Source organism: Levyella massiliensis (assembly GCF_000308275.2).
GTDB classification, from domain to species: domain Bacteria; phylum Bacillota; class Clostridia; order Tissierellales; family Peptoniphilaceae; genus Murdochiella; species Murdochiella massiliensis_A.
Genome location: NZ_HG529491.1, coordinates 202,032 through 217,588, shown reverse-complemented (window position 1 = coordinate 217,588; position 15,557 = coordinate 202,032). Strand labels below are relative to the sequence as shown.

10 protein-coding genes are annotated in these 15,557 nt (G+C 48.2%); 7 read left to right on the top strand and 3 right to left on the bottom strand.

The window, feature by feature from the left end; translation table 11 throughout:
* Positions 1-165: 165 nt before the first annotated feature.
* From BN98_RS05910 to BN98_RS05880, 7 genes are all read left to right on the top strand, one after another.
* Positions 166-942 (top strand): response regulator transcription factor, encoded by a 777-nt coding sequence (locus BN98_RS05910; protein ID WP_019190543.1) that lies wholly within the window; start codon positions 166-168, stop codon positions 940-942.
* Complete coding sequence (locus BN98_RS08000; protein WP_019190542.1) at positions 939-3,473, top strand: sensor histidine kinase; 2,535 nt, start codon at positions 939-941, stop codon at positions 3,471-3,473. Before BN98_RS05910 ends, BN98_RS08000 begins: the two co-directional genes overlap by 4 nt.
* Positions 3,474-3,588: 115 nt before the next feature.
* Entirely contained in the window at positions 3,589-4,503 is a 915-nt protein-coding gene (locus BN98_RS05900) for a ribonuclease Z (protein WP_019190541.1), read from the top strand.
* 100 nt (positions 4,504-4,603) lie between these two features.
* Complete coding sequence (locus BN98_RS05895) at positions 4,604-5,092, top strand: prepilin peptidase (protein ID WP_019190540.1); 489 nt, start codon at positions 4,604-4,606, stop codon at positions 5,090-5,092.
* 70 nt (positions 5,093-5,162) lie between these two features.
* Positions 5,163-5,906 (top strand): ABC transporter ATP-binding protein, encoded by a 744-nt coding sequence (locus BN98_RS05890; RefSeq protein ID WP_019190539.1) that lies wholly within the window; start codon positions 5,163-5,165, stop codon positions 5,904-5,906.
* The gene (locus tag BN98_RS05885) at positions 5,903-7,573 is read left to right on the top strand and encodes an ABC transporter permease (protein WP_019190538.1); all 1,671 of its coding nucleotides are present in this window, start codon (positions 5,903-5,905) and stop codon (positions 7,571-7,573) included. Before BN98_RS05890 ends, BN98_RS05885 begins: the two co-directional genes overlap by 4 nt.
* 10 nt (positions 7,574-7,583) lie before the next feature.
* On the top strand, positions 7,584-8,528 hold the full coding sequence (locus tag BN98_RS05880) for a glycosyltransferase family 2 protein (protein ID WP_019190537.1): 945 nt from the start codon (positions 7,584-7,586) through the stop codon (positions 8,526-8,528).
* A 1,717-nt stretch (positions 8,529-10,245) separates the two neighbouring features.
* Here the strand turns inward: BN98_RS05880 and BN98_RS05875 are convergent.
* From BN98_RS05875 to BN98_RS05865, 3 genes are all read right to left on the bottom strand, one after another.
* On the bottom strand, positions 10,246-11,829 hold the full coding sequence (locus BN98_RS05875; RefSeq protein ID WP_019190535.1) for a hypothetical protein: 1,584 nt from the start codon (positions 11,827-11,829) through the stop codon (positions 10,246-10,248).
* Complete coding sequence (locus BN98_RS05870; RefSeq protein ID WP_019190534.1) at positions 11,826-14,426, bottom strand: AAA family ATPase; 2,601 nt, start codon at positions 14,424-14,426, stop codon at positions 11,826-11,828. Before BN98_RS05870 ends, BN98_RS05875 begins: the two co-directional genes overlap by 4 nt.
* A 69-nt stretch (positions 14,427-14,495) precedes the next feature.
* Complete coding sequence (locus BN98_RS05865; RefSeq protein ID WP_019190533.1) at positions 14,496-15,536, bottom strand: WYL domain-containing protein; 1,041 nt, start codon at positions 15,534-15,536, stop codon at positions 14,496-14,498.
* Positions 15,537-15,557: the final 21 nt, after the last annotated feature.

Here is a 15,557-nt window from a genome sequence, read left to right as displayed (position 1 = left end):
AACTCGGTTGTGCCGAGCAATAGGAATTGTGGAAGGCGGCCTTAGGGCCGCCTTCCTTGCGCCTTACCGGGAAGATATTTTCTTAAAGAATCCTTAATACTTTCATGCCCTACGTGCAAAAACTCACGATAGAATAGAATTAACCAATAGGACAAAGGAGGAGGCATGAACGAGCAGGCAATTCATATTTTGGTTTGTGATGACGATTTTGAAATCGTGCAGGCCATTCAAATCTATTTAGAACGTGCAGGCTATAGCGTGCATCATGCCTATAACGGGCAACAGGCGCTGGAGGTGCTCGAGAAGCAGCCGATTCACCTGGTGCTTTTAGATATCATGATGCCTTTGATGGATGGGATGGAGGCATTGACACGGATTCGCGAAACTCGATCCATGCCGGTAATTTTGGTCTCTGCCAAAGGGGAGAGCAATGATAAGATCGACGGGCTTCTGGGCGGAGCGGACGATTATATCACCAAGCCATTTCATGCGAAAGAACTGGTGGCTCGCGTCAAGAGTCAGCTGCGTCGCTATATGCAATTTCAGCAGTATGATCCGTTGCAGGAGGAGAAGGGCGTTCTCCTGCGTCAAGGGACGTTAGTGATGAATTGCCGAGAAAAAACCGTGGAGGTGGACGGCGCACCGAAGGCGCTGACGCCTTTGGAATTTTCCATTTTGCAGTTATTGATGAAGCGACCCGGGCACGTATTTTCCAGTGAAAAAATCTATCAAGCGGTATGGCAGGAGGATTCCTTGGGTGCCGTGGCAACGGTGGCGGTGCACATTCGCCACATTCGCGAAAAGATCGAAATTAATCCGCGGGAGCCGCGCTATTTGAAAGTGATTTGGGGACGGGGCTACAAGATCGAACCGCAACAAGATCCGCAGGCAGCCCCAACGTCAGGTGCGGAAAAGCAGAGCGAGAAAGGAGGAAACCGATGAAAACAAAATTTACGACGTGGTGGAATACATTGAAAAAACACTCATCCATCGATGAAGAGCCGGAGTATCACAAACGGCGTGTCTGGCCATTTGTTGTCGTGAACGTGCTTTGCGCCGTTGTAGTCGGCACATCGCTATTTGTGCTGGCAAGCCTTGCGTCGCAGGGACGTTCGCCCTGGAATACGAGTCCGGAATACGGCAATGCAGCGGATCGCCAACTGGTGGGCGAGGCAGAAAAGCACGTACGCTATATGCTGGCGTCGCAAAGACAAAGCGAATGGAAAGAGCTGCCGGCGGATGCGCCGGTACCTTTGGCGTTCGGAAGCTGGAGCGATATGGATCGCTTGCGCTATATGACGTTATTGCAGGAAAAAACCACCGCCGAAGAGAAATTGACATTTGCCAAAACCTATGTGAAAGAACGCACGCATGGCAATGGCAATGCAACGTTACAGGGTGAAGGTATGGGAGAGGCGGTGCCTTTGCTGTATAAAAAGGCCGATATTCTGGACTGGGCGCAGAAGGGACTCAAAACGGTAAATACGTCTGTGCGGCTACGCAGGGGTGATCATACGGATTTTGTCAAAGAGTCGGACGCCCAAGGTCAGAAATTGGAAGAAGACGGTGGCGAATGGCATCAATCGGAGATTGAAACCGTGGTGGAAGTCAAACAGCCGCTCGGCGCTACATCGCTGGAAAAGGCGGCCAACGGCAATTTGGAGCTCTATCGTGGCTATATGGAGCAATTACAGATCACGTTTGATTCTTTTAGCGGTATGGCATTGCCTTTGGAAAATCCCTCCCAGCAGGCAACGAACTTGCAAGTCACGCTGTCATTATTTAACGGGGCGAAGACCTTTACCAATGCAAAACGGGTGAAGGATAAGACGCCGGTGTGGTCGGCCCCGATAGTGCTGAAAGAAAAGCAATGCCGCGTGGGAGAGGGGCTGTGGAAGGATAAGCTTTCCCATGCGCGTGTTCCGTTTTTGACCATGCTGGAAAATCAGGATCTTCGTTGGAGTAACGATGTGGAACTTACCGTGCGGGTGGATACGACCTTGCAGGAAGAAGATGCGCTGCAAATTTTCGCACAGACCCAACCGAAAGTAGAAAAATTATGGTCGACGTTGCTGATAGCGGGGGGCATTGCGCTTCTGCTGTGGCTGGTGACGCTTGGTCTTTCGCTGGCGCGCACCACGAATGCGGATATGCCGCTTGTTCGTAAAGTGGAAGGGTTTATTCCCCTTGAACTTGTCCTGCTGGCAGGAGGTATCTTTGCCGTTCTGGTCGGCAGCATGTGTCTGGAAACGCTCAAAGGCGCGCAACACCATGTGGAGCAAATTTTAACCAATCCGTGGGGCGATCCGCTGTGGCTTTTGCTCATTCCGGCGCTGGCCATTGTCGATATAACAGGCTGGTATCTGCTTTCCCTACTGTTCCGTAAAGCGCGCCAGGGACGCTTCTTCCGCGGCAGCATACTCGGCGGACTTCTCCATTTTGTACGGGAGCGGTATCGTGACTATCGCGACGGCAAGGACGCCGATCATCGTTTCCTGCTGCGCCTTGTCGTGTTCTATGCCATTGCCGGCGGTCTGCTTTTCCTGGTGGTCTTAAGCCACTCTTCGATCTTTTGGGTGGCGTTTTTGCTCTTCGTGATTGGGGCGCCCATCATGTTTGCCCTGGAACAGGATCGTAGCGATGCGCGGATTCTGCGCACAATGCAAAATATTGTGCAAGGCGATCCGCACGGAAAATTGGAGGAAGAAGAGTTTCGCGGGGCACACAAGGTGATGGCCGAGCAGATCAATCATTTTGATGAAAGTTTGCAAAATGCGGTGCAGAAGAGCCTGAAAAACGAACGTATGCAAACGGAACTGATCACCAATGTATCTCACGATCTGCGTACGCCGCTCACATCGATCATCAATTACGTCGATTTGTTGCGCAATCCGGATATCACGGAAAAAGAGCAAAAGGAATACTTGGACGTATTGGCCAAGAAGTCGGCACGTCTGAAGACCCTGATGAACGATCTGATTGATGTGTCCAAAGCAACGAGTGGTGCGATGAAGCTGCACATGGAAGCGATTAATTATTCCGAGGTGATTCGCCAAAGCTTGGCGGAAATGGAGACGGGCTGGGAGAAAAATGGCTTGCAGCCGGTTGTCACATTGCCGGAGGAGGAGCTGTCCGTGTATGCAGATGGTCAAAAACTGTCGCGCGTGTTGGAGAATCTGTTCAGCAATGCGCAAAAATACGGGCAGAGCGGGACACGTGTGTATATTGAAGCCGAAAAGGACGGCCAAGAGGCGGTCTTCACGATTAAAAACACGTCACGTTATCCTTTAAATATGACGGCAGAAGAACTCTTGGAACGGTTTAATCGCTCGGATAAATCGCGTACGACCGAAGGCAGCGGCCTTGGTCTCTCCATTGCAGATCAGTTGACTCGCCGCATGGGCGGCCGCTTAAGACTCACAATCGACGGCGACCTCTTTACCGCTAAGGTGTGTTTTCCGTTGCAACATTGATCCGTCCCCGAAGCGTCTTCGAAATGGCGGGAAACATGGTATGATAAGAAAAAATGGTTCAGACCATGGATGATCGAAGACGCCGACATGGTCGGCGTACGCTGAGGGGATAACAATGATTGATGTTTGTCTATTGGGCACGGGCGGTATGATGCCGCTGCCCGGTCGCCATTTAACGGCGCTTTTAGTGCGCCATCAGGGGCATTCCATTTTGATTGATTGTGGCGAGGGAACGCAGGTGGCCATTCGCAAATACGGTTGGTCGATGCATTCCATTGATGCCATTCTGTTTACGCATGTGCATGGAGATCACATTGCCGGCATCAGCGGCTTGCTTTCCTCCATGAACACAGAGGGGCGTACCGAGGCGGTGCATATCTACGGCCCGGACGCTGTGGAAGAAGTAGTGGCCAATCTTTGCGTGGTCGTGGGCGTGAACTTCAACGTGTATTTTCATTCGTTGCGGGAAAATCCATTTCAGGTGGGTCAGCTCAAAGTGACCGCTTTTCCGGTGAAGCATAATATCACCTGCTACGGCTATCGCTTAGATCTGTCCCGTCGTCCCAAATTTTTACCGGAAAATGCCAAGGCATTGGGCGTACCAGTGCAGGACTGGAAGAGATTGCAGGCCGGCCAAACGGTACGTGTCGGTCTGCGCACGGTTACGCCGGAAGAGGTGAGCGGACCCGAGCGATCGGGTCTTTCCTTAGTTTATTCAACGGACACTCGCCCCTGTGCTACGCTGGAAAAAGCCGCCAAAAATTGCGACTTGTTGATTACGGAGGGCATTTACGGCGATCGCGCTAAGACCAAGGGGGCGGAAGAAAAGTGCCATATGACCGCTTGGGAAGCCGGAGAGCTGGCAGATCGTGCGGGAGCCAAGGAAACTTGGCTTACGCATTACAGCCCGTCGTTCCGCAATCAGGCTCAGTATTACGAGGAAATGGCCTCAAAACACCCGAGTGTGCGCTTTGCCTCGGACGGCTGGCACCGCACCCTAGATTTTCGTCCTAAGGGTGAGAGCTGTTGACACAGATTAAGACATTGTGAAACAACGTGAACCACGCGATGAAAAAATAGGAATTCGCTGAAAAAACGTCCATGCTATCCTACTCTTCGGAGGGGAAAGTATGACGTTTTTTTTCATTTCAAGGGCTTGGTTATTGCTGGCATTGATCGGATTGGCCATCTTTGACGAACGACAACGGCGGATTCCAAATCGGGTCCTTTTTGTCACTACGATGCTGTTTCTTTTTGCGCATCCGGCGTTTGTGCTGGGCGTGGAGGGAGCCAACCCAGGTGTTTGGTGGGGTGATTTTTTTACGCGCCTTCTGGCGGCGGTCTTGGTTTTACTTTTTACCGGTCTCATTTCCTTTTTTCGTCCGCAGAGCTTGGGTATGGGAGACTGTAAGCTGATGGCGGTAATTATGCTCTATGGCGGTTGGCCGGAAGCAGCCGTCATTCTTTGGCTGGCGTTTTTCTTCACCGCCGTGCGGGGCATTTTTGTGCGCGTGATGACGCGAAGTCGGGAGCATATGACCTTGGCTTTTGCCCCGCAAGTGGCGATAGCAGCGGCTTTAGAGCTGATGTTGCACCTTTGGATCGTATTGCAGGGGTAGAAAAATTATGTCACAATGAGAAAGCGATCGATATTCGCAATTTATTTTTATGACACAGCAGGAGGAACCAATGATCGAACTCAAGGGGATTACAAAAAATTTCGGCACAAAAACGGCCGTGGATCATCTGAATTTGACCTTAGAACCGGGAACCATCACGGGCTTTATCGGCCCGAACGGCGCCGGCAAAACAACCACCATCCGTATGCTGTGCGGCATTACGCGCCCGGATGAGGGAGAAGTGATCATCAACGGTTACGATATGCATAAGGATCCCATCCGAGCAAAAGAGGAATTCGGCTATATTTCCGACAACCCTGACCTTTTTACGGCGCTGAAGGGCATCGAATACATCAATTTTATTTGTGACATCTATCGCGTTCCGCAGGAAGAACGAACCAAGCGACTGGAAGAACTCTTGGACACCTTTGAAATGCGCGAAGCCGTCGGCGATCGCATTTCTTCGTATTCCCATGGTATGCAGCAGAAGATTCACATCATTGCTACGCTGATGCATGATCCGAATGTTTGGATTATGGATGAACCCATGACGGGCCTGGATCCGCAATCGTCCTTCTTACTGAAGAAGCGCATGAAGGAACATGCCGCAAAGGGAAATATCGTGCTGTTTTCCACGCACGTGTTGGAGGTGGCGGAAAAGCTGTGCGACCGTATTGCCATTATTAACAAGGGACAGCTGAAATACACGGGTACGCTCGAGGATTTGCAGGCATCCTATCCGAACCTTTCGTTGGAAGAGATTTTCCTGCGCGTCACCGAATCTCGTGTTTTAGACGAAGGAGAGGACGCATGAACCGTTTTCTGAGTTTAGTCAAAGTGAATATGATCATGTCGCTGCATCGCAGCGGGACGTCCATGATGAACGGGAGAAAAAAGAAAAGCGGCATCGGCGGGAAAATTGCGATGGGCTTCGTATTCTTGTTTGCGGGGCTAAGTTTCTTCGGGTCCGGCTATAACATGGCCAAACTGTACGCCGGCCTGGGCTTGCAAGGGCAATACTTCAGCTATGTGAGTTCCATGGCTCTTTTCATGAGCTTTATCACCGTATTTTCCTTTACGGCAGCCACGCTTTTCTATTCGTCCGATGCGCAGATTTACCTGGCTATGCCGCTTTCACCGAGCGAAATTCTCGGTTCAAAGCTGCTGAGTATCGTGGTGCAAACCTATCTGATGCAGCTTTTGGTCTATGTGCCCATGGCTCTTGCCGGTGTGGTTGTGAGCTTTTCTTTGCAAAGCTTATTGGTGTGGCTGTTACTCTTTTTCTTAATCCCGCTTGTGCCGACGTGCCTGGTGACGATTCTGATGCTCTTATTGCTGCAGATTGCACCGTTTTTACGCAATGAAAAGCGATTGATGCTTTTTACAGGTATGATCACCATGGTGGGCGCCATCTCTGTTTCGATTATCATGCAAATTGGTATGCGTCAAAGTTTAGATGGGGCCTTACCGCAACAGGTGATACCCGGCTGGTTCGGGTATCTCTTTCCGGTGTTAAAATTGGCCCCGCAGATGGCATACGGTGAAACCGCCAAGGCTCTCATTGCGCTCGGGATCTTTTTACTCACCAATGTCGTCTGGGCAGGTCTTACGTTCCTGCTTGCGTCAAAGCTGTATTTCCCGATTCTGCTTTCCATGCGCAGCGATGCCAAGGGCAAAACTATGTCGAAAGAAGCGTTGCGCTCTTCTTCCAAGAAGCAGAGCAGTGCTATGAAATCCATCGCCATTCGTGAGATCAAGAGCGTTTTGCGTGTGCCGGCGTATGTTCTCAATTCGGTGATTAGTCCCTACATCCTGCTGATTGTGATGTTTGGCGGCGGCATTTTTGGCGCCGTTCGCGCCGGAGCGAATGCCGACTTTTTGGGCATGCTTCAGGAGTTTTTCCTGGCTATGACGGAGAAACCGTCGGACGCGTTGGCATTTGGCCTCATCAGCGGACTGGTGATTGCTCTTTTCGTATCGGTCGGTTCGCTTTCGTCCACGACCATTTCGCGAGACGCCTATCATTGGGATTTCTTCAAATCCATTCCGATACCCGCCAAAACGATTTTCATGGGGAAATTGCTGGGTAGCGCGGCATTCGTTCTACCGCTGCTTCTGATCCTCTGGATTGTCTATTTCGTGCTATTGCCCTTTACACCGCTTGTGCATCTTTCCATGCTGCTCAGCACGTTGCTGTGCATGTATGGTATGGTCATCTTGGATATGCGCATCGACCTGTTGAGCCCGAAATTGGACTGGGTGGATGAGTTATCGGTGGTAAAACAGAATAAGACCGTCGTCTTTTCCCAGATGAAGACTTTTATTCTGATCATGGCGGCAGTACCGCTGGCAATGTCGGGCAACGTTAAATTGGCGGGCTTTCTTGTGACGGCCGTCTTTGCACTTACCGGCATCGTTTTGACGGTAAGCATGAACAAAAATGCCGAGAAATGGCTCTCCGGTATCGGAGAGTCGAAGTAAGAAAGGTTGAATGGCTATGCTTTCGGTGATTGTACCCGCTTTCAATGAACAGGCGGGCTTAGCGGTGACATTTAAGACCTTGGAACAGGCGCTTGCCCCCATTGCTATGCCTTTTGAGATTCTTTTTGTGGACGACGGTTCACGAGATGAAACCTGGGACATCATTCGAAGCCTTGTGCCCGTGGATCCGCAAAATCGTGTCCGCGGTGTTCATTTCAGTCGCAACTTCGGCAAAGAAGCAGCCATCTTTGCAGGCTTGGAGGCGGCAGATGGCGACTGCGTAGTTGTCATGGATGCCGACTTGCAGCATCCCCCTGAGAAGATCGTGGAGATGGTCGAACTTTGGCGACAGGGCAATGAAGTCATCGAAGGCAAAAAAGAGGATCGTGGCGAAGAGACAGGCCTTCATCGCGGCTTTTCGCATCTCTTCTATAAGCTCATCAGCCGCTTCTCCGGCATGAATATGGCCGACTCGTCCGACTTCAAATTGCTGGACCGCAAAGTGGTCGATGCCCTCAATCGCATGCCCGAACGCAACACCTTTTTCCGCGCACTTTCCTTCTGGGCCGGCTATCGACGTGCTACGGTCACCTATCGTGTGCAGGAGCGCCAATATGGCGAATCCAAGTGGTCCACGTTTTCTCTGATACGCTACGCAGTGCGGAACATCGCGTCCTTCTCCGTGCTACCGATGCAGCTCGTTACCTTTATGGGCGGCATTCTGTTCGTCGTCGCCAGCCTCATGTCCATCATCGCTCTAGTGCAGAAGTTCTGCGGAAAAGCCCTCGGGGGCTTCACCACCGTAATAATCCTCGTCATGTTTTCCTCGAGTATCATTATGTTCAGCCTGGGCATCATCGGCTTCTATATCGCCCAAATCTACGAAGAAGTCAAAAATCGCCCCCGCTATCTGATTGCGGAGCGATACAATTCGGCAAACCCGGAGGATAAATAGGATAAAAGGAGCCGGTCCGGTAGGACCGGCTTTCCTTATGATTCATGATTCGAAATAATTCGAAAGAAGAGGGCGGCCTTGTAGGGGCGCTTTTTTTGCGTTTATATGCGCTAACATGTTCCTATATGTGACAATATACGCCTATATGCGCCGCCCTGGGGGTGGCTTTTTTATACCGTGGGTAATGGCGAAAATGCGAGTACCGACGGTAGGGGCGAATGGCGGCATACCGTGGGTAATGGTGAAAAGGCGAAAACCCACGGTAGGAATCGGCGGGGACAGCTCAATTTCATACCGTGGGTAACGGCAAAAACGCGAAAACCCACGGTACGCGCGACCGGCGGCATACCGTGGGTAAAGGCGAAAATGCGAAAACCCACGGTAGGAATCGGCGGGGACAGCCCAATTTCATACCGTGGGTAATGGCAAAAACACGAAAACCCACGGTACGTGCGACCGGCTGCATACCGTTGGTAATGGCGAAAAGGCCAAAACCCACGGTACGGTCGGCGTGCCTGACAGCGTTTTTGTACCGTGGGTAACGGCAAAAACGCAAAAACCCACGGTAGGAATCGGCGGGGACAGCCCAATTTCATACCGTGGGTAATGGCAAAAACACGAAAACCCACGGTACGCGCGACCGGCGGCATACCGTGGGTAACAGTCAAAACGCAAAAACCAACGGTATGGTCGACGTGCCTGACAGCGATTTTCTACCGTGGGTAACGGCAAAAATGCGAAAACCCACGGTAGGAATCGGCATGGACAGCTCAATTTCATACCGTGGGTAATGGCGAAAACGTGAAAACCTACGGTACGCACGACCGGCGGCGTACCGTTGGTAATAGCAAAAATGCAAAAACCCACGGTACGGTCGGCGTGCCTGACAGCGATTTTGTACCGTGGGTAATGGCAAAAACGCAAAAACCCACGGTAGGAATCGGCGGGGACAGCTCAATTTCATACCGTGGGTAACGGCAAAAACGCGAAAACCCACGGTATGGCCGAGGGACCTGACAGCGATTTTGTACCGTGGGTAACGGCAAAAATGCAAAAACCCACGGTAGGGGCGGCGTGCCTGACAGCGATTTTCTACCGTGGGTAATGGCAAAAACGCAAAGACCAACGGTACGCGCGACTGGCGGTGTACCGTTGGTAATAGCAAAAAGGCCAAAACCCACGGTACGGTCGGCGTGCCTGACAGCGATTTTGTACCGTAGGTAATGGCGAAAACGCAAAAACCCACGGTAGGAATCGGCATGGACAGCCCAATTTCGTACCGTTGGTAACAGCGAAAACGCCATTACCAACGGTACGAGTGGCCGGCGGTATACCGTTGGTAATGGCGAAAAGGCGAGGACCGACGGTAGGGGCGAATGGCGGCGTACCGTGGGTAATGACGAAAACGCGAGGACCGACGGTAGATGCGGCCATTTGCACATGGATTCCAGCGTCTACCCGCGTATCTCAGATAAAAAAGACGGCCCATCGGCCGCCTTCTGCGTTTACATCGCCCAGATTGCAACAGAGGTCAAACGTCCTCCACACAATTTGGTGACGGAAGAATATACGTCGGAAACAAAAAAGCGGGAGAAGGCTGGAGGATAAAACGTTCGTGGACTAACGGACAGTCAATTTCTTCCCCTTTGTCACCGATTTGAAAAAGGAACGCCCTCGCCGGGGCGGTAGCATTTCCGGCGAGGGACCTTTCTTTTTTTCATTTGTCTTTTACTTTCTTCTTAATTCCCCAAAGATGTCGGAAAGCTTGATTGTTCAAGGTTTCATTCTTTTGACCTTTAGTAGAACCTGTTGCATTTTGACTTGCAGAATTATCTGATGTGTTCCAGAAACGCTCCGCGTTAGGATTGTTTATTTTTATGCTTTTCACTCCGTTTTTAACCACATAAAGGCTATTTGGAGTGAGATACCTTTTCCGAGTTTTGCATGCTAAAAAGCAGAAATTTGGATTTTTCTTGATATTTAAAGCAGTGTTGAAAAACGCTTCAAGTCTTTTAAGGTGATCTTCTTTATTTTTGGTCGAAATGACGAACCAGTTATCATGTTCTTGGGATTTTCTGTTTTTTATCAAAATGCAGTAGAGCAAACAGAAGATCCACTGTTGGCTGTAGAGAAGTTCATCACTCTCTAAATTGATCTTATCTCTTATTGGTTTAGAAATTTGGGAAATTCTATTCATGTTGCTTGTCGCCCATACTTTTAGGTCTTTGTAAACAGCTTCATCCCATTTTAACAATCTGAAAGCGTGATTAAGATCCTCTTGATCCCACCACGTACCTATACCATTTGATGCGTACGGAAAAAGTTCTAAAAAAGCGATGGGGTTTCTATCCTCATTTTCTGCTTTCTCTTTTTTTAGACAGAGATGACGATGCTTCTCTACAAATTTTTTATCGATATATTCGGCATAAAATTTTCCGGGTTTACCATAGTAATAGTCATCCTCAGCTATGTGGAGATCGGTAGGCTCGATTTTTTCACCATTTTCATCCATTTTATACAGCATGGGACGGTTTCCATCACGAATCGGAGTATTATATACTTCCTTCATGTGATCAACCATAAAGTTTTTTTCTTCTTTTTGCTCATAGTCATAAAATGTATCCGCCTTGAATCGCGGATTAATTCCTAGAATGATCACGCGAGGATCGTAGAGATTCCCATCAAACGCTTGTTGGTAATCCATGAAGGGAAGACAAATCATCAGGGCAACAAGAATCGCTAAGGTATCGCTTGGGAATTTTTCTTTGCAGCAGGGATCCTTTTTTTCTTCTTTTTTTCTGATGGATATCGCCTCACCGATATTATTAATGATATTGAGTGCCAATAGAGGAATAAATACCTCCCTGTCTTCTTTGGCGATGCCGGGCAACTTTTTTAGAAGGTCTCGCAGTGATTCTTCCCCTTCAGAAAAAAATTTTCCTAATTCCCGTACAAATTCCTCTCTGTCAAATCGATCGATGTTATTTTCTTTCCAAGGATTTGATTCGTTAAAATCCAATAATTCCTTTTCAATATTAGACTTAAGCTTCGAATCTTCAATGAAATCCTCTAATTTCTTTTCAAGGTTATTCTTACACTTCGAATCTCTCTTCTTCTCCAATTCCTTTTCAAGGACAACCTTAAGCTTTGGATCTTCAATGAAATTCCGCAATTCCTTTTCAATAGGCTTCTTAAGCTTCGGATCTTTAATCAAATTCCCGAATTTCTTTTTAATTTGATCTTTAATGTCCGGGTCTTTAATCAAATCCAACAATTCTTTTGTCTTATTTTTGTCCGTCATTTTTCCCCTCCTACGTTTACTTGTAATGTTCCGGCATGTACCTTTACATAAATATCAGCTTTTTCTTCTTTCCACGTGATCAGCTGATTCGCTATGGGGGTTCGGATCCATTTTTTTATCGCGCGTTTTATGGCTCGCGCGCCGGATTCCGGCTGTAATCCCTTTTGCGCTAAGAGATGAATAGCGCCTCCGGTTACATGGAGAGAATACCCATTCTTTTCCAGCATTTGCTTCTCTTCTTTCAATAACAAACGGGTGATCGCTTCTACTTCCGCAGAACCGAAGGGCTTGAAGGTGATGATTTCATCGAGCCGATTGATGAACTCCGGGCGGAAAAATTGTTCAATTGCCGAAAATGTGATGGCGCGAACATCTTCTTCATTGAGCAGCGAGGTTGTGTTGGCAAAGCCAATTTTTTTTGAATGAACCATCTGCGCCGTGCCCAAATTAGAGGTCATCACAATTAGGCTTTGTGAAAAATCCACCACTTTGCCCGAGCCGTCTGTCAATCGTCCTTCATCCAGAAGTTGGAGAAACAGGTCATAAATTTTAGGATGCGCTTTCTCTATTTCATCAAACAGAAGCACGCATCGTGGATTATTGCGTATGGCATTGGTCAATTGTCCGCCTTTGCCGTAGCCCGCATAGCCGGGAGGCGCACCGATGAGCTTGGAAACTTCGTGTGGCTGTTGATATTCAGACATGTCAAAACGAACGAGCGCCGTCGGATCGCCTAAATATTCTTCCGCCACGACCTTGGTCAATTCCGTTTTTCCTACGCCGGTGGGACCGACAAAGAGGAAGGAAGCTATCGGCTGATACGGATAGCGAAGCCCTTTTTCCGACCGAATAATGGCGTCGACCAATGAATCCACCGCTTGATCTTGACCGATAATTCGCGCCTTAATACGTTCTCGCAAATGGTTGAGTCCATGAGAGGAAAGAAGCGTTTTTTGCAGATGCTCGGGGTCCAGTGTTCGACCGATTCGTTGTTCGATTTCTTGTCGGATCTCCTCCGCACCGAGGGAGAAAGCATAGGCCTTTCGTTTCGCGTTGCTTCGGATTTTGCTGCTTTTTTCTTGCAATGCATCAATTTTTCTTCGTATCGTCTCCACAGCGTCTTCATTGTAGAGCTGCGATTTTGCTTTTTCTAATTGCTTTTTTAGCGCAGTGAGCTGTTTTTCATAAGTTTTCTGAAGTGGCTGTTCCATGTTGTGCTTTAGGGCGAATCGCGATCCTGCATTATCCAGCAAGGTAAGGGCGACATCGGGCAACATTTCTTTGGGCAAGTATCGTTTGGCCAAAACGACGGAGGCAAAGATCGCATCATCGTTGTAGTTCAGGCGGTGATAGTTTTCATAGGCGATGGAAGCGTTGCGAACGATGGCAATGGCCTCTTCCTGACTCGGCTCATTGACGATGATGCGTTCAAATCGCCTTGCCAATGCCTGATCATGGGATAAATACGCATTCCACTCCCCCGCCGTTGTCGCACCGATAAGACGAAAATCGCTGCGCGCCAGAAGTGGTTTCAAGATATCGGTGAACCATCGCATCCTGCTCAACAGGTGGATCTCATCTAAAAACAAAACCACATTTTTTTCTTGTCGCATTTCCGCCATGAGCTTTTCCATGGCTAACGAGTCGGCGAAAAGAGAGCTTTCCCAAAATCGGGATAAATGAAATTGTCGAATTCTTTTGTTTGCTAATGCCGGATAATCTCCCTTCACAATGCGCTGAGCCAATCCTTCAATGAGTGCAGATTTTCCCACACCGGCGGAGCCGAGAAGAACAAAATTGTTTTTATCTCGGCGACATAGACATATCGCCATTTGTTCCATTTCTTTTTCGCGGCCGATTAAGGGGGAGAGAAGACCCTTTTCCGCTTTTTCGGTTAGGTCGGTACTGATTTCCTGCAAAATGGAATAGTCCGGGTTGCGGTATTTCACTCTTGTCAAAGAAGCGAATTTTTCTTCATTACGCTTTTCTTCTTCTCTTAGACCGTCACGAAACCGGAAATAGCGATTTGTAAAGAAATCAAGCCCATTAAGCGCTTCATCATCCTTGATTACGCCTTTCTGATAGAAAAGTTTGCGTAACAGATGATAGGCGTTGGATGTCGGGTCATTAAGAAACGCCGAAAGAAAAAAGGAAGTATCCAATGCTTGACAGTCTTTGGTCTGCATGGCTTGCTCCTGTGCTCTCTCATAGGCATCCGCTACTTGGCGAGACAGTGGAAGAGAAGAAAAAGTTTCCGCGACAGAAGAAGAGACGGGTTCCTTTACAAGTTCAACCGGGCCAGCCAAAATTTGTTTTACGCGGGCTCGTCTTTCTGCAAAGGAAAGCGGCTCATCCGCAGTGGATATTGCTCGGCATTCCACGCGCTTAGCGCATTCTTCTTCTTCCAAAAATTCGCTGCGCAGGATTCCATAATTTCCAAGCAGGTAGGATAATCCTGTATCTGCCGTGTCCAACGCGGCGAAAACAACATCCTGACTTTCGATCACCGCATAGTTTTTTTGCTGCAATCGATCTGACAATGCTTCGATCATTTCATAACATTGGCGCGAAAGGGGTATTTCCATTGTTTCCTTCATTTTCATCCTCCTTCTTTTTGTCGTTCAATTGGATCATACAACAAGGTAGAGGACAAAAATGTCCGCTTTTTAATGAGATTGGTATTTTTTTAGCGACATTTCCAAATTTCTTTTTATTCTCTCCCGAAGTTCTTCCGGTTGGATAATTTCGACTAGCTCACTATACTGCTTAGCCCATTTCTCCATCGTGGTCTCATTGATCTTAAAATCCAGCGTTAAAATTCCGTTCTCGTTTTCCTTTATTTCATAGTGATCACCATAGAACTCTTGGAAATAGAATAAATCATAAGCGGCAATCTTCATGTTCACGGAAATAGTACGATCGTTGATCGCGTAGAGATTCTGTTTATACTGATCAAAATAGCTGTCTTTTTTGCTTTTATATTGACGTTCTATTTTTTCGTATTCTTTTTCGCTATGGGGAATCAACGACACGTCAAAAATACGCATCAGTTTACGATATCTCGGAAAAAAATCTTTTGAAGCCATCATCACATAGAAATTACCATCCATCATGATGATGCGTAACGGCGCCTCTCTTCTCGGCGTGGCATACTTTGGTACTTTTTTCTTCTCAGTATTAATCAAAGAACTTCGAACCTGTACCATGAGATGTTTTTCGATTGCGCTACTCAGCGTCTTAAAAATTTTGGTGAAATCATCTTCCTCTTTTCGTTTTAGACAGCGAAGATAATCGTCGTCATAAAAGAGTTTGCGCAGGGACGGCTCCGAGGTTCCTGCTGTAGCGTTTTTCAGTTTTCGGATCAACTCCTTGGTCTTTTCAAAGGAAATATTGGGATCATATAGGATATGATAGACGATATACTGCTTTTCCTCCTGTGTGAAACCGAGGAAGTCGTTGCGATAAAAAGACTGAATCCGACCGTCATTACTACGATTTATGCAGATTTTATCTGCTTGATCAAGCGCTTCCAAATGCCGCTTTATCGTTCTCTGCGAGGGTACGGGCGGATGATCATCGGTTAACCGTTTTATCCACTTCTCCTTCAATGTTTTATAGGTGAGCGGATTGTTTTTGCTTGAATATTGCTCAAGGATATCCAACAGTTCATAGGCAAAGAATCGCGTTTTCAGATGTTGATCAGCCATGATAAACTCCATTCCTTTTTA

Coding starts and splice junctions, on each gene's coding strand:
- BN98_RS05875 (WP_019190535.1), bottom strand. CDS start 11,829: ATGACGGACAAAAATAAGACAAAAGAATTGTTGGATTTGATTAAAGAC.
- BN98_RS08000 (WP_019190542.1), top strand. CDS start 939: ATGAAAACAAAATTTACGACGTGGTGGAATACATTGAAAAAACACTCA.
- BN98_RS05880 (WP_019190537.1), top strand. CDS start 7,584: ATGGCTATGCTTTCGGTGATTGTACCCGCTTTCAATGAACAGGCGGGC.
- BN98_RS05885 (WP_019190538.1), top strand. CDS start 5,903: ATGAACCGTTTTCTGAGTTTAGTCAAAGTGAATATGATCATGTCGCTG.
- BN98_RS05870 (WP_019190534.1), bottom strand. CDS start 14,426: ATGAAGGAAACAATGGAAATACCCCTTTCGCGCCAATGTTATGAAATG.
- BN98_RS05865 (WP_019190533.1), bottom strand. CDS start 15,536: ATGGCTGATCAACATCTGAAAACGCGATTCTTTGCCTATGAACTGTTG.
- BN98_RS05890 (WP_019190539.1), top strand. CDS start 5,163: ATGATCGAACTCAAGGGGATTACAAAAAATTTCGGCACAAAAACGGCC.
- BN98_RS05900 (WP_019190541.1), top strand. CDS start 3,589: ATGATTGATGTTTGTCTATTGGGCACGGGCGGTATGATGCCGCTGCCC.
- BN98_RS05895 (WP_019190540.1), top strand. CDS start 4,604: ATGACGTTTTTTTTCATTTCAAGGGCTTGGTTATTGCTGGCATTGATC.
- BN98_RS05910 (WP_019190543.1), top strand. CDS start 166: ATGAACGAGCAGGCAATTCATATTTTGGTTTGTGATGACGATTTTGAA.